Annotated in this window: 17 protein-coding genes; 12 read left to right on the forward strand and 5 right to left on the reverse strand. The window is 62.1% G+C overall.

The features are described from left to right. The first annotated feature begins 335 nt into the window (after positions 1 to 335). On the forward strand, positions 336 to 1145 hold the full coding sequence (locus tag P1M51_RS02055) for a helix-turn-helix domain-containing protein (protein ID WP_276246528.1): 810 nt from the start codon (positions 336 to 338) through the stop codon (positions 1143 to 1145). A gap of 53 nt (positions 1146 to 1198) precedes the next feature. Here the strand turns inward: P1M51_RS02055 and P1M51_RS02060 are convergent, their stop codons facing one another. Then, positions 1199 to 1819, reverse strand: coding sequence for a DUF1405 domain-containing protein (locus P1M51_RS02060; protein WP_276246529.1), 621 nt, complete (start codon positions 1817 to 1819; stop codon positions 1199 to 1201). Between the two features lie 115 nt (positions 1820 to 1934). Here P1M51_RS02060 and P1M51_RS02065 point away from each other — a divergent pair, with 115 nt between their 5' ends. From P1M51_RS02065 to P1M51_RS02085, 5 genes are all read left to right on the forward strand, one after another. After that, positions 1935 to 2276: a DUF5802 family protein gene (locus tag P1M51_RS02065; protein ID WP_276248455.1), complete on the forward strand. Its 342-nt coding sequence runs from the start codon at positions 1935 to 1937 to the stop codon at positions 2274 to 2276. Between the two features lie 31 nt (positions 2277 to 2307). Continuing rightward, a complete protein-coding gene (locus P1M51_RS02070; protein WP_276246530.1) occupies positions 2308 to 3192 on the forward strand; it encodes a Vms1/Ankzf1 family peptidyl-tRNA hydrolase in 885 nt (294 codons plus the stop codon). Between the two features lie 48 nt (positions 3193 to 3240). After that, positions 3241 to 4257, forward strand: coding sequence for a DUF1611 domain-containing protein (locus P1M51_RS02075; protein WP_276246531.1), 1017 nt, complete (start codon positions 3241 to 3243; stop codon positions 4255 to 4257). Continuing rightward, complete coding sequence (locus tag P1M51_RS02080) at positions 4254 to 5291, forward strand: dipeptide epimerase (protein ID WP_276246532.1); 1038 nt, start codon at positions 4254 to 4256, stop codon at positions 5289 to 5291. Before P1M51_RS02075 ends, P1M51_RS02080 begins: the two co-directional genes overlap by 4 nt. 197 nt (positions 5292 to 5488) lie before the next feature. Next, complete coding sequence (locus P1M51_RS02085; protein ID WP_276246533.1) at positions 5489 to 6505, forward strand: NAD(P)-dependent oxidoreductase; 1017 nt, start codon at positions 5489 to 5491, stop codon at positions 6503 to 6505. Between the two features lie 9 nt (positions 6506 to 6514). On the opposite strand, the gene P1M51_RS02090 is transcribed toward P1M51_RS02085, so the two are convergent. Beyond that, entirely contained in the window at positions 6515 to 8350 is a 1836-nt protein-coding gene (locus P1M51_RS02090) for a threonine--tRNA ligase (RefSeq protein WP_276246534.1), read from the reverse strand. A gap of 228 nt (positions 8351 to 8578) precedes the next feature. On the opposite strand from P1M51_RS02090, the gene thrS reads away from it, so the two are divergent. Continuing rightward, positions 8579 to 10501, forward strand: a complete 1923-nt coding sequence (thrS, locus tag P1M51_RS02095) for a threonine--tRNA ligase (protein ID WP_276246535.1) — start codon at positions 8579 to 8581, stop codon at positions 10499 to 10501. Positions 10502 to 10583: 82 nt separating this feature from the next. After that, positions 10584 to 11045, forward strand: a complete 462-nt coding sequence (locus tag P1M51_RS02100; protein WP_276246536.1) for a hypothetical protein — start codon at positions 10584 to 10586, stop codon at positions 11043 to 11045. A 43-nt stretch (positions 11046 to 11088) separates the two neighbouring features. Here P1M51_RS02100 and P1M51_RS02105 read toward each other — a convergent pair whose 3' ends face one another. Both P1M51_RS02105 and P1M51_RS02110 read right to left on the reverse strand, forming a co-directional pair. Next, entirely contained in the window at positions 11089 to 12126 is a 1038-nt protein-coding gene (locus tag P1M51_RS02105; RefSeq protein ID WP_276246537.1) for a hypothetical protein, read from the reverse strand. Between the two features lie 45 nt (positions 12127 to 12171). Beyond that, positions 12172 to 12990, reverse strand: coding sequence for a PspA/IM30 family protein (locus P1M51_RS02110; protein ID WP_276246538.1), 819 nt, complete (start codon positions 12988 to 12990; stop codon positions 12172 to 12174). Between the two features lie 55 nt (positions 12991 to 13045). On the opposite strand from P1M51_RS02110, the gene P1M51_RS02115 reads away from it, so the two are divergent. The 4 genes from P1M51_RS02115 to P1M51_RS02130 all read left to right on the forward strand — a co-directional run bounded on the left by P1M51_RS02115 (position 13046) and on the right by P1M51_RS02130 (position 16585). Then, entirely contained in the window at positions 13046 to 13642 is a 597-nt protein-coding gene (locus tag P1M51_RS02115; RefSeq protein ID WP_276246539.1) for an alpha/beta hydrolase, read from the forward strand. Positions 13643 to 13710: 68 nt separating this feature from the next. Next, positions 13711 to 15351 carry a CTP synthase gene (locus tag P1M51_RS02120; protein ID WP_276274805.1) on the forward strand — a complete coding sequence of 547 codons (1641 nt, stop codon included), beginning with the start codon at positions 13711 to 13713 and terminating at the stop codon, positions 15349 to 15351. Continuing rightward, positions 15351 to 16268, forward strand: a complete 918-nt coding sequence (gene guaA, locus P1M51_RS02125) for a glutamine-hydrolyzing GMP synthase (protein ID WP_276274806.1) — start codon at positions 15351 to 15353, stop codon at positions 16266 to 16268. Before P1M51_RS02120 ends, guaA begins: the two co-directional genes overlap by 1 nt. After that, entirely contained in the window at positions 16268 to 16585 is a 318-nt protein-coding gene (locus P1M51_RS02130; protein WP_276246542.1) for a CTP synthetase, read from the forward strand. Before guaA ends, P1M51_RS02130 begins: the two co-directional genes overlap by 1 nt. Before the next feature lie 12 nt (positions 16586 to 16597). Here the strand turns inward: P1M51_RS02130 and P1M51_RS02135 are convergent, their stop codons facing one another. Continuing rightward, a complete protein-coding gene (locus tag P1M51_RS02135; RefSeq protein ID WP_276246543.1) occupies positions 16598 to 17269 on the reverse strand; it encodes an MBL fold metallo-hydrolase in 672 nt (223 codons plus the stop codon). Positions 17270 to 17291 lie beyond the last annotated feature (22 nt).

Consider the following 17291-nt stretch of genomic DNA (forward strand, 5'->3'; position numbering starts at 1 on the left):
GATTACGGATTTTACGTAATGTCGTGACAGCTGTAGCGTTGGGACTCGCCTCTCAAAATCGCTAAAATGGGGGAGGGGGGAGGGAGTTGCTCAGATATCGGTACGGCGGCTGGGGGTTGGGCCTCCCAGCCACGTACCACCTTGGTATTCTCTTCGGGGGGTAAAGAACATTGTGTGATTTTCTGGGTGAATCCCTCCAATCAAAACATCTCGTGTTGATTTTCGCGGTAACTCGAACCCATCTGAAAACCGGACAAAATCACCCTCCTCTTATTGCAGTCGGTCCTGTATGTTATATAGAAGCCTGGCCGTGTGGTCAGGCAATGGTCGGGCCCATGACCGAAAGCACGAATCCAAATACAGCCGTCGACCTGTTACAACAACTCGGACTGAAAGAGTACGAAGCTCGCTGTTTCGTTGCCCTCACACAGTTACCGACTGGCACCGCGAAAGAAATCAGTGAACTCGCTGATATTCCTCGCACGCGCGTCTACGACGCCATCAGAGTCTTAGAGGCAGAGGGACTGGTCAGCGTTCAACACGGCAGTCCGCGACAGTTTCGTGCCGTCTCTGTTTCCGAAGCAGCGGAGACGCTTAGATTGCAGTATCTCGACCGAATCGAATCGCTCGAACGGACGCTCAACAATCTCAGCAAGCCGGAAGCCAATTCTGATACCGAATCTGCGGAGGTGTGGACGCTCAACAGTCGGCATGCCATCGAATCTCGGACGCTCGAACTCATCGACGAAGCAGAATCCGAAATCGTCCTCGTCCTCGCGGACGATGCGATGCTCTCTGACCCACTTTTCGAGCGCCTCAAATCGGCAAAAGACCGCGGCCTCGACGTCATCGTCGGCGGCTTTTCTCCGTCGGTTATCTCGAGGCTCTCCGACGAATTGACGATGATTAGCGTGTTCGAGTCGGAGCTCGACTGGCTTACGGGACAGCACGTAGCCGGTGAGGCGGCGGTCGGTCGCCTCCTTCTCACCGACAAATCGAACCTCTTCGTCAGCTCCATTCAGGGAGACATGAGTCAAACTGGGAACACGACCGAGGAACACGCTGTGTTCGCGAGCGGACTCACCAACGGACTGGTCGTAATCGCGCGCCGACTCATCTCGACGGGACGAAACTCGCTGGACTAGTCGCACATCGTATCCATCTGTCACACCGTCGTTTCTTGCGACTCCCCACGTCGTCACCGGGCCGTGGCGTCGTATCGGTCGAACGCTCGCGAGGCAAGCCAGACCGTTCCGACCGAGAGCAGGACGGTCACGAGGGGCAGGACGATGCCAGGCTCGTAGCGAAGCGGCGGGTAGAGTCCGAGCCCGTAGTCGATGTAATCGTTGACGAGGAGTGCGCCGAGCGCGGCCAGAAGCGCCCCGCGAGTCGTCTTTCCGTAGTGGGGGATGAGGTAGGCTTCGCCGACGAAACCGAGGTGGGTGAGGATGATGCCGAAGTAGGCCCACACTTCCGGGAAGTACAGCGAGAAGCCAAGATTTAGCGCGATGGCCGTCCAGATGCCGTACTTGACGAGCCAGACGAACGCGAAGGTGTGGAGGTAGGCGAGCGCGAGATTCTGTGGTGCGTCGTCGAGTCGCCGCCCGAGGTTCGGGACGAGCACCACGAGCGAGAGCGTCGCGAGGAACACGGCGGTCGGCGAGTCGGTGTAAAACGGCCAGAGGAACGTCGAGACGCCGGGCATCGTTTCGACGTAGAACCGGATGCCGACGAGGATGGCCACCGCGTTGGCGAAGACGAGCCACGTCAGGCTGGGAGCGTTTTCGAGATAGTAGCGGGCGTAGCGCTCCGGAATCATAGTCTGGCCTCCGGGCCGCGGAATGAAAGGCGTGTCGTGTGCCGTGTTTGCACGTCGACATAAATCTGCTGGCAAACGCTTATCACCAAAATTGTGCTATGTTACCATGTACCAAATGTTCGAGCGATTCTCAAGTGGCTACTACGTCGGCCAGTTGTACGTCGAACCGTACGACGGTGACGTGGCGCTGATGCACCAGTCCCAACACGAGCGAGTGAACGAACAGGTCTACGCGACGGCGGGAGTCGCCCGCGCGGACTACCCGCTCGTGATGAAACTCGGTCATTGCCACTTCTCGGTCCACGCCGACGCGGGCGTGCCGGAGTACTCGCTGTTCGTCCCCGAGTCGCTCAATCGGGCGGTGGGACTCGAAAATCCACCCGAACGCCGGGAGGTCTGGCTTGCCCGGGCCAATCGCGCCCAGCAGTTGCTCCGCATCGCGGGCGCAGTCGCCTGATTTTAAGAGGCTCCCCCGCTTTGTTCGACCGATGTTCGACGACCTGCTCGGCCGCACGGAACTCAAATCACGCATCGAGGAACTCGAAGAGGAAAAACGCCACCTCGAACGCCAACTCGAGGCCGAGCAGGACCGCCGCGCCGACGCTGTGAGCGCCCGCCAGACCGCAGAAGAGCGGGTCAACCGCCTCGAAGACCGTATCGCGAGCCTCGAAGGCCGCCTCGACCAACCCGACGAAGAGCGATCGCTCGCCGTCCGCCGCGAGGAGCGACTTCGCGGCGACCGCCTCGAGGAGGTGCTCTCACGGCTCGAATCCGTGCGGACAGGTCCCGAAGGGGCGCTTTCTGCGGTCGTCACGGAATCGGTTCCCGAAGACGTATCCGACCTGCTCGACGACCGGGCGGCGCTGGTCTCGCAAGCCGTACCCTGTGTCTTCTTCGGCGACGACGCGGGTCTCGTGAGCGTCGTCCTCGAACCGCCGCTGGTCCCCGACGAACGGACGACGTGGGACGACCACTTCGCGTTCGACCGGGCGTGGTTCGAACCGACCGGGACGTTCGCCTTCGCGCTCGTCCGCTCCGACCTGTTCGCCCTCGGGGAGTACGACGGCCGCGAGCGCGTCTCCCTCACCGGGTTCGAAACCGACGTGAAGAGCAACCACTCGAAAGGTGGCTTCTCGCAGGGCCGATTCGAGCGCATCCGCGAGGGACAAATCGCAGACCACGTCCAACGCTGTCTCGACGCGGTCGAGCGAATCGACGCAGACCGCCTCATCGTCGTCGGCGAGCGCACCGTCCTCGGGAAATTCAAAGAGCACGCCGACGCGACCCGGACGGTGGACGCGACGGGCGACCCCGAAACCGCACTGGACGATGCGTTTCGGGACTTCTTCACGACGCGCCTGTCAACCATCTGAGTCTCCGCCTCCGCGAGAATTAAGGGACCCCTCACCAGACGTGTGGGTATGGATATCGCGCTACTCGCACACGAAAAGTTTCCTGACGACGCGAAGACCGCACTGGGCATCCTTCGCTACTCCGACGACAACGTGGTCGCCGTCTTAGACCGGGATAGCCCGGGCACCCGCGTCCACGACACCACTCCCGACGTACAGGACGCACCCGTCGTCGCGAGCATCGACGACGTGGAGGCCGACTACGACGCTCTCGTCATCGGCATCGCCCCAATCGGCGGCGGGTTCGACGACTCGTGGCGCGACGACGTTCGCACGGCACTCAAAGCGGGCAAAGACGTGATTTCTGGGCTCCACTACTTCCTCGAAGAGGACGAGGAGTTCGCTCGACTCGCGGAGGAAAACGGCGCAGAACTCTGGGACGTGCGCAAACCTCACGACGGCCTTTCGGTCGCCAAGGGCATCGCGGACTCCGTGGATGCCGAAGTCATCCTCACGGTCGGCACGGACTGCTCGGTGGGCAAGATGACCGTCTCGCTCGAACTCGCTCGTCGCGCACAGGAACGGGGCATCGACGCCGAGTTCATTCCGACCGGGCAGACCGGCATCATGATCGAAGGCTGGGGCAACCCAATCGACCGGGTCATCTCTGATTTCACCGCGGGCGCGGTTGAGGAGATGATTTTAGAGAAGGGCAATGACCACGACTACCTGTTCGTCGAAGGGCAGGGCACCATCATCCACCCCGCCTACTCCGCGGTCACCTGTGGCATCCTCCACGGGTCGATGGCGGACAAACTCATCCTCTGTCACGCCTCCGGGCGCGAGGCAATCCACGGCTACGAGTCGTTCGCCCTCCCTGACTTCCAGACGTACAAGAATCTCTACGAAGACCTCGCTCGGCCCGTCCACCAGACCGAAGTCGTCGCCGGGGCACTCAACACGCGCTCCATCAAAGACGACGAGGAGGCGGCGTCGGCGGTCGAGGCCTACGCAGACGCCATCGACGCGCCGGCACAGGACCCGGTCCGATTCGACCCAGACACCATCCTGGACGAAGTGCTATGAGCCTCGACGCCTCCTTCGAACGCGTCGCGCTGCCGCTCGAAAACCCGTTCACCATCGCCCGCGGGACCCAGGAGGTCGCGGAGAACGTCATCGTCCGTATCGAGGACGACGAGGGCACCGTCGGCGTCGGCGGGGCCGCCCCGTCGGAGCACTACGGTGAGACGGCCGCGACGGTCGAAGCCGTCATGCCGGACCTGCTCGCGGTGGTCGAAGAAGTCGGCGACCCACACGCCCTCGACGAAATCGAGCGGAAGATGCAGGCGCGAGTGAACCGCAACCCGGCGGCCCGCGTCGCCGTGAGCATCGCGCTCCACGACCTCGTGGCAAAACGTGTGGACCTCCCGCTCTATCGCTACTGGGGACTCGACGCAGACCAGGCCCCGGACACGTCGTTCACTATCGGTATCGACACGAAGGAGACGATGTACGAAAAGACGCGCGACGCCGTCGAAGCCGGGTACGAAATCCTCAAAATCAAGGTCGGCACCGACCGCGACGAGGAGATAATCGAGACGGTTCGCGAGGCAGCCCCTGACGCGACGATTCGCGTGGACGCGAACGAGGGCTGGACGCCACGGAAAGCAGTGGAAATGTGCCACCTCCTCGCCGAGTACGACGTCGAGTTCGTCGAACAACCGGTCCCCGCGGAAGACCCCGAGGGCCTAAAGTTCGTCTACGAACGCTCGCCGCTGCCCATCGCCGCCGACGAGTCGTGTATCACGCTCGCGGACATCCCACAAATCGCAGACCGCGTGGACATCGCGAACCTGAAGCTGATGAAGTGTGGCAGCCTCCGCGAGGCACTGCGGATGATTCACACCGCGCGGGCCCACGGCCTCGAAGTCATGCTTGGGTGTATGATCGAATCGAACGCCTCCATCGCGGCGGCGGCGCACCTCGCTCCGTTGCTCGACTATGTTGACATAGACGGGTCGCTGCTGCTCGCCGAGGACGAATATGACGGCATTCCGATGCCAGCAGGCGTCCTCGAATTCGACCCCGCCCTGCCCGGAACCGGCGCTCGTCGGTCGTAACCCCTCGCGTTCATCTTACGTTGGTTACAATTCCCGCAAGTCATTCCACGACGCTGTCATCACTCCTGTAACTTGTTGATAATGTCATGTCCTGTGAGTAACACTGGTTATAGTTTGCTTATAGGCCGCCTTCCTGAACATTTCAGGCAATGTGAGAAATGTGTGCGTTTTTATATATGCGTCCCGAATGAGCGGGTATGCACGTCTTCATGGCTGGGGCAACCGGTGTTCTCGGTCGGAGACTGGTTGCCGAACTCGCCCGGGAGGGCCACGAGGTGTACGGCCTGAGCCGTTCTCCTCGAGGTGACGAACTGGTCCGCGCTGCGGGCGGAGAGCCATGCCGCGGCGACGTTCTCGACTACGAGTCGCTGTGTATGGCCGCCGCAGGGGCGGACGTCATCGTGAACGCCGCGACGGCCGCGCCGAAAACGCGTGACCCGACCTCGGAAGACTGGGCCAGAAACGACGAGGTACGACGCCAGGGCACGCAAAATTTGACCGCCCTCGCGAGTCGGGTCGGCGCAGACCAGTACGTCCACCAGAGCATCGTCTGGGTGGCGAGACGCGAAGACGGCGGGCCGTTTTCCGAGGAGGACGACTGGAATCCCACACCGCACACGCAGGCGGAAGCGGACGCAGAACGTCTCGCGATCGACGCTCGCATGGCGTTTGGCTACGACGTGACGATTCTTCGCTGTGGATGGCTGTACGCCCCGGAAGCGACCCACACGCAACTCATCGCGCAGGGTTTGCTCGCCGGTGAGATGCCCATCATCGGTAGCGGGCTGTTCGGACGCGGGGACGCCCACCTGTCGTGTCTGCACGCGGAGGACGCTGCCCGCGCGTTCACGACCGTCATCGACCGCCGAACCGACGGCCTCTGGCACGTCGTCGACGACGAAGCCGTTACCACCGCGAACTACCTGATGGAGTTCGCCCGCCTGCTCGGCGCGTCGAAGCCACGGCGGGTGCCGGCGTGGCTGGCGAAATACACCACCGGCACGGATGCAGCACGCTTTTTCAGCCACTCGATGCAGACCACGAACGAACCATTTTGCGAGGAAACCGGCTGGCGGCCCCACTACGGTTCCTACCGCGACGGGCTCTCGCAGGTCGTCCGCGACTGGGAGCAAGACGGGACGCTCAACGAGCGCCACGGAAGCGCCGAGTGGGCGGGCGAGAAAGCGGAGAGCGTCCTCTGGCGGACCGCCTGAATCGCCCGCCTACGCGCCGGTAAAGTGCGGATGACCGCTGACGTGCGCCGGGAGATAGCGAGGCCGCCGGGGACGCTCGCCGATTTCGTCGTCGACCAGTTCGTGAAGCTCGTCGAACGACAGTGACACCTCGTCGCTCGACTCCCGGCGGTTGACCTTGAACGCGCCAGCTTCGAGTTCGCGGTCACCGACGACGACGTAGTAGGGGACCCAGTCGCGTTCTGCCTTCGCGATGCGCTTTCCGACCGTCTCGGAACGCTCGTCTACGTCCGCCCGAATCTTCGCTTCGGCGAGTCGCGCGACCAGGTCGTCGCAGTAGTCCACGTGGTCATCGCTCACCGGGATGAACCGAACCTGGGTCGGCGAAAGCCACGTCGGCAGACGCGGTACGTCCTGGGTCGCCGCGTGTTCGAGCAGTGCAGCCATCACCCGTTCGATGCTGCCACTCGGCGAGTAATGCAGGATGTTCGGGTGGTGGGTCTGTTGGCCGTCGCTGTACTCGATGCCGAACCGCGCTGCGCTCTCGACGTCAATTTGCACCGTCGGGTTCTCGATGGGGCGGCCGAGGCCGTCGATGACGGCGAAGTCGATTTTCGCAGACCAGTAGTGGTGACGCTCGGGGAGCAGTTCGAGAAGGACGGGTTTTCCCAGATCAGCGACGACCGATTCGACCCACTCGCGGTTTTCGTCGTAGAACTCGCGGGTCATGCGGAACGCGCCCTCGTAGGAAACGCCCAAATCGCCGCCCGTCGCGTAGCCAAGTTTCGCCTGCTTTTCGAACTCGACTTTCGCCTGTTCGATGTCCTTCGTCGCGGTGTGCATGTCGGGCATGGTGAACGCCCGCTGGCGTTTGAGGCCCATCACCTCGCCGCGCTGTTCGCGCCGGAAGGAGTAGGTGCTCAGCTCGTAGATTCGCAGGGGGAGGTCGTTCGCCGAGATGTGCATGTCGCGCATGATGGAGAACTGGCCGAAGCAGGCGGCGAATCTGAGCATCATACGCCGGTCGCCGGACTCGAAGCGGTACTGTCGCTCGCCGAACTTCTCTGCGTGCTCGCTAATCGAGCGTGCGCCCAAATCGTACATGATGGGCGTCTCGACGGGCATCCCGCCGTAGTCGATGACGAGGTCGGAAACGTACTGCATGAGCGAGTCACGGACGAGTTTGCCCCGCGGGTACCAACGGAGGTTCCCCACGTCTGAGAGTTCGTCGTAGCCGACGAACTCCTTCTCACCCATCAGTGCGAAGTGCGGCGGTTCCTGGCCTTTACTCGCGGTGACGCCCTCGACTTCCGCGGCGATGAGCGCCTGGAAGTCCTCGCTGAACTGGGCTTTCGATTCGACCGGGTCGAGCAGGTCGCCGTCGGGCGTGCAGACGTACCACTCGCTCGGTTCGCGCTCCTCGGCCGCTTTTTCCTCGTCGCGGTGGGCACTGACGTGGCGCGAGAGTTCGGAGAGCGGGTGGCCCTTACAGGAGATTTCGAACGCCTTGTACCACCCGAACGGTGCGCGAAGCAGTTCGTAGTCGTCTTTCAGTTCGGCTTCGAGTTCGCGCATGACGCGCTTTGCGACGTCCGGTGGCGCGAGGTCGTCGCTCAGGTGGGCGTAGGGATACAACACCACCTTGTTTGCGTTCAGTTGGCTCGTGACGTCGCGGAGTTCGGCCGCGGCGTTTTCGACGACGCCGGAGACGCTCTCTGCGTCCCCCGATTCGACGCTGATGAAGACGGTGACGCAGTCGTCCATGCGCCCCTCCATGGCGACGCCGTCGGTTTCTGCGATGTCTCTGCCGGCCTCCTTCTTCGCTTCGAAGGAGAGATGGTCTGCGTGGATAAACAGGAGTTTCATTCGATTTGTTGGGTTGGATACGTGGATGTGGAAAGTCGTGGCAAACGGCAAGCCAGCGGCACGGCTACTTAGAAGGAGGCGAGTCCACGTGTTGTCCCGAACAACACACTCATAGCTAAGCAGACTTGACCCCACCAGATAAACCTGTCGTGGACTGACACGTACTCACACGGCCGATTGCGTCCGCGTCTCAACACACTTATTTTCCGTCTCTTTCTTACCTCGGCCATGAGCGAAATCGTCGTCACGTTGCCCGACGGTTCCGAACTCCACATGGAGTCGGGGTCGACCGTCGAAGACGTGGCATTCGAAATCGGACCCGGACTCGGCCGAGACACGGTCGCTGGCGTCGTAGACGGTGACCTCGTGGACAAGGACACCTCCCTGACCACGGACTGCCGCCTCGTCATCGTCACCCCACAGAGTGACGAGTATCTCACCGTCCTCCGCCACACCGGTGCGCACGTCTTCGCACAGGCCCTCCAGCGCCTCCACCCCGAAGCCAAACTCACGATTGGCCCGTGGACCGACGACGGTTTCTACTACGACATCACTGGCGTCGATTTAGACAGCGACGACTTGCGCGCAATCGAGGCCGAAGCCGAGAACATCATCGCAGAAGACCTCGATGTCGAACGCGTCGAACTCTCCCGCGAGGAGGCACTCGAGCTGTACGCGGACAACCCGTACAAACGCGACATCCTCGAAACCGAAGCGGCGGGCGACGACACACTCTCCTTCTACGAGCAGGGCGAGTTCAAAGACCTCTGTAAGGGCCCTCACGTCGAATCGACCGGCGAAATCGGCGCGTTCAAACTCTTAAACATCTCTTCGGCCTACTGGCGCGGCGACGAAGAAAACGATACCCTCACTCGCGTCTACGGGACGGCATTCAAATCTGAGAAGGACTTGGAAAAATTCTTAGAACAGCGCGAGGAGGCCAAAGAGCGCGACCACCGCAAACTCGGCCGTGAACTCGACCTCTTCTCGATTCCCGAAGTCACCGGCCCCGGCCTCCCGCTGTACCACCCGAACGGGAAGAAAATCCTCCAGCAGCTCGAAGGCTACGGCCAGTCGCTGAACGAGAACTTCGGCTACGACTACGTCGAGACGCCCCACCTGTTCCGGACGGAACTCTGGAAGCAGTCCGGTCACTACGACAACTACGTAGACGACATGTTCCTCCTCGACGTCAACGACGAGGAGTACGGCCTGAAGCCGATGAACTGCCCCGGCCACGCGACCATCTTCAAGCAGGGGTCGTGGAGTTACCGCGACCTCCCAGTTCGTTACGCAGAGAACGGGAAGGTCTATCGCAAGGAACAGCGCGGCGAACTCTCCGGGCTCTCCCGGGTCTGGGCGTTCACCATCGACGACGGCCACCTGTTCGTCCGCCCCGACCAGATTAAATCGGAAGTCGAAGACACGATGGACCTCATCTTCGAGGTGCTCGAAACGTTCGACTTAGATTACAAAGTCGCCCTCGCCACTCGCCCCGAGAAATCCGTCGGCAGCGACGAAATCTGGGAGCAAGCCGAGACGCAACTGAAGACCGTCCTCGACGACTCGGCCATCGACTACCGCCTCGAAGACGGCGATGGCGCGTTCTACGGGCCGAAAATCGACTTCTCGTTCGAGGACGCCCTCGGCCGGGTCTGGGACGGGCCGACGGTCCAACTCGACTTCAACATGCCGGAGCGCTTCGACCTCACCTACACCGGCGAGGACAACGAGGACCACCGCCCGGTGATGATTCACCGCGCCCTCTACGGCTCCTTCGAGCGCTTCTTCATGGTGCTCATCGAGCACTACAACGGCAAGTTCCCAACGTGGCTCGCCCCAGAGCAGGTGCGCATCCTGCCCGTGAGCGACGACAACATCCCGTACGCGAAGGAACTCAAACACCGACTGGGCGACTTCCGTGTCACCATCGAGGACCGCTCGTGGACGGTCGGTCGGAAGATTCAGCAGGCCCACACCGACCGCGTGCCCTACCAGATTATCGTCGGCGGCGAAGAGGAAGCAGACCGCACCATCTCCGTGCGCGACCGAAAAGAGCGCGACCGCAACGACGTGCAGTTAGCCGACTTCAAGGCGCATCTCGAATCCGAACAGGAAGAGAAGCGGCTGGAACCGGATTTCCTCGAGTAAATCAGCCCAGTCGCAGGCACGTTTATCCTGTTTCCCCCCGAACCTCCACTTGTCTGGCGACCCCGCCACGACGTGTATTGCGTTGCAATTTCCAACCGTAACAGGGTCAAATCTAGAAGGGAAGGAGTACCACCTGCCGCGGGACTTCGAGGGGGAGTTGAACCTCGTGTTCGTCGCCTTCCGCCGCGACCAGCAGGCTGACGTGGACTCCTGGGTACCGTTCGTCGAAGATTTATGCGCCACCCACGACGGGTTTCAGTACTACGAACTGCCCGTCCTGAGCCGCAGTTACCGGCTCGTCCGCCCGTTCATCGACGGCGGGATGCGCGCGAACATCGAGGACGTGAACACACGCGAACGCACGATTACGGCGTACATCGACAAACGGCCGTTCCGCTGGGAACTGGAAATTCTCTCGGAACACGCGATGCACGCCTTCCTCGTCACACGGGACGGGGAGGTCAGGTGGCACGCGCCCGGGCCGCTCACGGCCGGAAAGGCGGACGAACTCGAAAATCTGCTTCGAGAACCGGTCGCCGCCTGAGCCTGCGGGTCTGTTGCTGGGGTTCGGACGCCAACCGACCCGCTCAGTCGCCACCCGTTTTGTGACTCCCCTCCGTGTCCCGGAGGATGAACGAGCCAATCGAGAGCGTGTGCTTCGCCACCGTCGCGATGCGCATGACGAACGCGAGCAGGATGACGAACGGGACGATGGAGATGGCGGAGGCCGCGCTCACGACCCAGACGAGGTTGTCGAGGCCGAGGAACGTGCCCATCACGGAACTCGAATCGAGGTAGATGATGGACACCGTGGCGACGATGAGCGCCGGGATTGCGGAGTACATCATCGCCCGAGAGAGGTTGATGAGTTCCCACTGGAAGTAGAGCGTCTTGAAGTGCTCACGGGCAGGTCCGAAGAAGGTGAGGGCGTCGCGGAGTTTCTGGAGGGCTTCTGAGGCCTCGTCGTTGAGTTTGTCACCGTACTGGTTCTGGATGCGCCGCGCCTCGTACACCTTCCACGAGTAGTTGTAGTCGAGTGCCGCAGAGAGGACGTCGAAGGTGCCGAACTGGGCCTCGTCGAGCTCTTCTGTGACCTCGTCTGCGTTGCCGGTGACGCTGTCTGTAAATCGAGTGATGTGGTCGCGTTCGTCGTCATTCACGTTCCCGTCGAGGGCGTCTTTGAGCTCCGCTGCGTGCTTTCCAGAGAATTCGATGATGGTCTTGAGAAAGCGCGAGGGTTCTGCGGGGCTGACCTGCACGCCGAGGGCTTCCTCCACGTCGGTCTGGAACTGCATCGCGCCCTCCATGCGGTCTCGCTGGTCGCCGATGGGGCCGAGTTCCTGTGAGAGGACGAGTTGGTTCAGCGTCACCACCAGCGTCACGCCGGTGATGATGGCGGTGACGAACGCCTGAAACAGCGTCTCAGTCGGGTCCTTGCTCGACATCGTCTTTCGAATCAGGGTGGGGTCGAGCGCCCCGAGAATGACGAGTGTCACGAAAAAGGCGACTAACAGCAGTCCGGCGACGAGCCAACGGTTTGCGCCCATGAGAAACCAGAGTTTCACACGGCTTTCCGGGACACGACCCCGCATCGTGTCACTCGGCTCGTCAGTTCCATTGCTCATGCAACGAGGAATACTGGCGCGGCAAAAGGGTTGGTGGCTACCCGGTTAGTTTTCTTCTTCTTTGATGTCTTCGAGTTCGGCTTCGACTTCGGGATCCGTCGTCTCCGCTTCTGTCTCCGCTTCCGTCTCTGCGTCCATCTCGGTTTCCGATTCCGCCTTCGGCGTGGACTTGCCGGCTTCGGCCTTTAGCGTCTCCAGTTCGGCCTCGACTTCGTTGTCTGTCGAGAGCGATTCGAGTTCGCGGTCGATGGAGTCCTTGTCGGAGAGTGCGTCCTCGAACGCGCCGGTCTCTTCGAGTTCGTCGAGCGCCTCAGCCCGGGCCTCCATGTCGTCGGTACGTTCGCGGGCGCGGTCGATGGCCCGTGAAACGTCCTCCATCTCCTTGCCTGCGCCGGTCATCGCCTCGGAGACGCGGGTGCTCGCCTCTGCGGCCTCGTAGCGAGCCTTGATGGTCTCCTTCTGGGTGCGGAACTCCTCGATGCGGTTCTGGAGTTCGTTCTTCTTCGAGACGAGGTTGTCCTGGGTGTTCTGCAGATTGGCGATTTGGCCCTCCAGTTCCTCAATCTGGGTCATCTTCTGTTTTTTCTTCTCCAGGGCCTGCCGCGCGAGGTCGTCGCGATCCTGGTTGACCGCCTCGCGTGCCTGTCGGTTGTGCTTCTCTACGTTCTCCTCCAATCGACGCTTCTGGATTTCGAGGCGCTTTTTCTGCGTCGTGAGGTCTGCGATGCCGCGTTTTACGTCCTGTAGCTCGTCGCGCATCTGCTCGTAAGAGTAATCGAGCGTCTCAGTCGGGTCCTCCACCCGATTGAGCAGCGCGTTGATTTTAGACCGGATGACGTACGACATGCGCGCGAAGATTCCCATGGGTGCTATTGGCCATGCGCGGCCTTAAAAACTCTCACCACACTAACACTCAATAATGACAGGCGAACCCGTACTCATCCCTGGCGCCAGAGACGTTCGCGCGACTCACGACACCGTCCCCGACGCGACGAGCGTCGTCGTCGCGTGCCCGCCACACCCCCAGCAGGGCGGCAAACGAACCGACTCACGGCTCACCGCCGTCTCCGAGGAACTCGCCGCTCAGGGTATCGCAACGCTCCGATTCGACTACGGCGCGTGGGACGAAGGCCGCGGCGAGCGCGAGGACGCCCGTAACGCCGTCGCGTGGGCGCAGGACCACTACGAACACGTTGGTCTCTTTGGCTTCTCCTTTGGCGGCGCGATTGCCCTGTTGACCGCGGCGGGTCGCGATGACCTCGCGGCCGTGAGCGCGCTCGCACCCGCCGGTGCGCTCCCTGCGGGCCTCGACGTGGCGGCGTCGCTCTCCGACATCGCAGCCCCCACGCAAGTGGTGTTCGCCTCGCGTGACACGACGGCGAACTGGGAGCCAGTCGTCGAGCGGGCGCGCGAACTCGACTTCCGCGTCGACGAGATGAGCGCCGACCACTTTTTCATCGGGCAGAAACAGAAGGTCGCCGCGCTCGTCTGCGACTTTCTTGTTGCACACCTGTAGTGTGGGAAGCCGTCTCGGTGGCTCGGACGCTCCGAAATGGTTTTGAAGAACGATTGCGGACAGACAGTATGCCGACGGAACCCGAAACGGATTACGACCCGACTCTCGGGAACAAGTTCATTTTCGTTACCGGGGGTGTGATGTCCGGACTCGGGAAGGGTATCACCGCCGCCAGCACCGGCCGACTTCTCTCGAACGCTGGGTTCGACGTGACCGCGGTCAAAATCGACCCGTATCTCAACGTCGACGCGGGGACGATGAATCCCTACCAGCACGGCGAGGTGTACGTCTTGGAAGACGGTGGCGAAGTGGACCTGGACCTGGGTAACTACGAACGTTTCCTCGATATCGACATGACGTTCGACCACAACATCACCACCGGGAAGACCTACAAACACGTCATCGAGAAGGAGCGCGCCGGGGACTACCTCGGGAAGACGGTCCAGATCATCCCGCACATCACCGACGACATCAAGCGCCGCATCCGCGAGGCCGCAGAGGGCCACGACATCTGTATCGTCGAAGTGGGCGGCACGATTGGCGACATCGAGGGCATGCCATATCTCGAAGCCCTCCGCCAGTTCGTCCACGAGGAAGAAGAGGAGGACGTTCTGCTCACGCACGTCACGCTCGTCCCGTACTCGAAAAACGGCGAGCAGAAGACGAAACCGACCCAGCACAGCGTCAAAGAACTGCGCTCGATTGGCCTCCAGCCAGACATCCTCGTCGGGCGCTGTGAGACGAAACTCGAACCGGCGACCAAGGAAAAAATCGCGCTCTTCTGTGACGTTCCGACGGAGGCCGTCTTCTCTAACGCCGACGTCGAGGACATCTACCACGTCCCGCTGATGGTCGAAGAGGAAGGACTCGACGAGTACGTGATGGAGCACCTCGCCATCGCGGACCAGGCCATTCCGAAGGGCGAGCGCAAAAACGAGTGGCGCGACCTCGTGACTCAGGAGACCTCCGGGTCGGTCAAAATCGCGCTCGTCGGGAAGTACGCACTGGAAGACGCCTACATCTCGATTCACGAATCGCTCAAACACGCCGGCCTCGACCAGGGCGTCGACGTGGACATCCTCTGGGTCGATTCAGACGAGATGGCGGAGGACCACATGGAACGACTGCACGACGCGGACGGCATCGTCGTCCCCGGCGGCTTTGGCTCCCGCGGAACGCAGGGCAAAATCAAGGCCATTCGCTACGCCCGCGAACACGACATTCCGTTCCTCGGTCTCTGTCTCGGGTTCCAACTCGCCGTCATCGAGTACGCCCGCAACGTCCTCGGACTCAACGGCGCAGACTCGACGGAGATGGAACCGGAGACGCCACACCCGGTCATCGACCTGTTGCCCGAACAGTACGACTTAGAGGACCTCGGCGGCACGATGCGCCTCGGCGCACACGAGACTCAAATCACGCCGAACACCCTCGCGAGCGAGGTGTACGGCGGGACGTCGTGTGTCGAACGCCACCGCCACCGCTACGAGGTGAACCCGAACTACATCGACCAGCTCGAAGCCGACGACCTGACGTTCTCAGGCAAGGCGAACAACCGGATGGAGATTCTCGAACTCGCGGGTCATCCATACTTCTTCGGGACGCAGTTCCACCCCGAGTTCAAGTCCCGTCCCGGTCGGGCGAGTCCGCCGTTCGTCGGACTCGTGAAGGCAGTTCTCGCTGAGCAGGAATCGGAGGTCGAAATCTGATGGTAAACGTAGACGAATTCATCCCGGAAGCAGAGGCAGAGATTCGAGACGAAGTCGGCGACGGTCACGCCATCATCGCCCTCTCGGGCGGTGTGGACTCCTCGGTCGCCGCGACGCTCGCCCACCGCGCCGTTGGCGGCCAACTCACCCCGGTGTACGTGGACACTGGGCTGATGCGCAAAGGTGAGACCGAGCAGATTCGCGAGACGTTCTCGTTCATGGAGAACCTTCGCGTCGTCGAGGCACAGGACCGCTTCCTCGACGCGCTCTCCGGCGTCACCGACCCCGAGGAGAAGCGCGAAATCATCGGTGCGCAGTTCATCCGCGAGTTCGAGACGGTCGCCAAAGAGGAAGAAGCAGACTTCCTCGTTCAGGGGACCATCTACCCGGACCGCATCGAATCCGACGGCGAAATCAAGTCCCACCACAACGTCGGCGGCCTCCCGGACGTGGTCGATTTCGACGGCATCGTCGAACCCGTCCGCGACCTCTACAAGGACGAAGTCCGCGAGGTGGCCCGCGAGCTCGGTCTCGAATCGGTCATCGCAGAGCGAATGCCGTTCCCCGGCCCCGGCCTCGCCGTGCGCGTCATCGGCGAAGTCACCCACGAGAAGGTCGAAGTCGCCCGTGAATCGACGTTCATCGTCGAAGAAGAACTCGAAGCCTACGAACCGTGGCAGGCGCTCGCCGCGGTCATCGGCAAGGCGACGGGTGTCAAAGGAGACAACCGCGTTCACGGCTGGATTGTGGCCGTGCGCTCGGTCGAGAGCCGTGACGGCATGACTGCCCGCGCTCAGGAACTCGACTGGGAGACGCTCCAGCGCATCCAGTCGCGTATCACGGGGTCGCTCGACAACGTCTCGCGCGTGGTCTACGACGTAACCCACAAACCGCCTGCGACCATCGAGTACGAATAATGAATGCAATCGTCGTCGGTGCCGACGAGTACGCACTCGGTGACGCCCTCGAATCGATGGGCGTCTCCGTCACCTACGTCGAAGGGTTCGCGAACCGCCCCGCGCTCGAAGACGCGGGTATCGTCGACTGTGACCTGTTCGTCCTCACGGACGTCTCACAGGCCACGTCGATTCCGGTCGCAAAGGACATCAACGACCAACTCCGGGTCGTCGTCTACGCGGACGATTCGGTCCCCGAGTTCGTCCGCGGTCGGTCTGCGCTCATCATCGACCCGGACCTGCTCTCCCCGGAGACGGTCGCAGAAGAACTCGTCTGAGCGAATTCCCGTTTACAGCGTCGCAGCGAGTCTGTCCAATCGCTTCGCCCCGTCTTTGAGAAATGGCACGCCGTGGCCCATGGCAGCGACGTCGAACTGGGGCGCGCGGTGGGCGAGCGCCTTGATGCTTCGTTCTACTTCCACATCGTCGTAGCTGAGCAGGTATGGCGACGGTTCGAGACGGCCGTGTCGTTCGACGACGAGGTCGCCGAGGAAGGCGGTAGAGAGCGTCTCGCTCACGTAGGCGACGTGGCCGGGGGTGTGCCCCGGCGTGTGGTAGGCGGTGAAACTCCCGAGTTCGTCGCCATCTGCGACGAGTTCCACCTCCGGGACCTCCTTGAGCACGGGAGAGGCGAGGCGCTGGAGGGCCGCTTTGCGATTTCGCCATCGTGGCCGTTGCTCGCCGCGCAGGAAGGGGGCGTCGCCCTCCCCGATGTAGATGGGGGCGTCGAGGTCGACGAGGCGGCCGAGCGTCCCGACGTGGTCCATGTCGTAGTGGGTGAGCAACACGCGGTCGATCTCCCGCATCGCATAGCCCGTGGCCGCCACTTCCTTGCGGAGGGTCTTTGCGTCCCACGGATTGCCCGTGTCGATGAGCGTGAGGGCGTCGCCGTCGGCGACGAGGTAGGCGTTCACGCCGCGGAGGTCGAACCACCAGCACTGCTGTGTGAGTCGATTTGCCATTAGTGTTCTCGACGCGCTCCAC

Origin of the sequence: Haladaptatus sp. QDMS2 (assembly GCF_029338295.1) — an archaeon.
Lineage (GTDB): Archaea > Halobacteriota > Halobacteria > Halobacteriales > Halococcaceae > QDMS2.

Bases quoted from the DNA above. Each gene is read 5' to 3' on its own strand.
- thrS (WP_276246535.1), top strand. From the start codon at position 8,579: ATGAGCGAAATCGTCGTCACGTTGCCCGACGGTTCCGAACTCCACATG.
- P1M51_RS02115 (WP_276246539.1), top strand. From the start codon at position 13,046: ATGACAGGCGAACCCGTACTCATCCCTGGCGCCAGAGACGTTCGCGCG.
- P1M51_RS02065 (WP_276248455.1), top strand. From the start codon at position 1,935: ATGTTCGAGCGATTCTCAAGTGGCTACTACGTCGGCCAGTTGTACGTC.
- P1M51_RS02055 (WP_276246528.1), top strand. From the start codon at position 336: ATGACCGAAAGCACGAATCCAAATACAGCCGTCGACCTGTTACAACAA.
- P1M51_RS02060 (WP_276246529.1), bottom strand. From the start codon at position 1,819: ATGATTCCGGAGCGCTACGCCCGCTACTATCTCGAAAACGCTCCCAGC.
- P1M51_RS02110 (WP_276246538.1), bottom strand. From the start codon at position 12,990: ATGGGAATCTTCGCGCGCATGTCGTACGTCATCCGGTCTAAAATCAAC.
- P1M51_RS02070 (WP_276246530.1), top strand. From the start codon at position 2,308: ATGTTCGACGACCTGCTCGGCCGCACGGAACTCAAATCACGCATCGAG.
- P1M51_RS02105 (WP_276246537.1), bottom strand. From the start codon at position 12,126: ATGAGCAATGGAACTGACGAGCCGAGTGACACGATGCGGGGTCGTGTC.
- P1M51_RS02085 (WP_276246533.1), top strand. From the start codon at position 5,489: ATGCACGTCTTCATGGCTGGGGCAACCGGTGTTCTCGGTCGGAGACTG.
- P1M51_RS02130 (WP_276246542.1), top strand. From the start codon at position 16,268: ATGAATGCAATCGTCGTCGGTGCCGACGAGTACGCACTCGGTGACGCC.
- P1M51_RS02080 (WP_276246532.1), top strand. From the start codon at position 4,254: ATGAGCCTCGACGCCTCCTTCGAACGCGTCGCGCTGCCGCTCGAAAAC.
- P1M51_RS02075 (WP_276246531.1), top strand. From the start codon at position 3,241: ATGGATATCGCGCTACTCGCACACGAAAAGTTTCCTGACGACGCGAAG.
- P1M51_RS02120 (WP_276274805.1), top strand. From the start codon at position 13,711: ATGCCGACGGAACCCGAAACGGATTACGACCCGACTCTCGGGAACAAG.
- guaA (WP_276274806.1), top strand. From the start codon at position 15,351: ATGGTAAACGTAGACGAATTCATCCCGGAAGCAGAGGCAGAGATTCGA.
- P1M51_RS02090 (WP_276246534.1), bottom strand. From the start codon at position 8,350: ATGAAACTCCTGTTTATCCACGCAGACCATCTCTCCTTCGAAGCGAAG.
- P1M51_RS02135 (WP_276246543.1), bottom strand. From the start codon at position 17,269: ATGGCAAATCGACTCACACAGCAGTGCTGGTGGTTCGACCTCCGCGGC.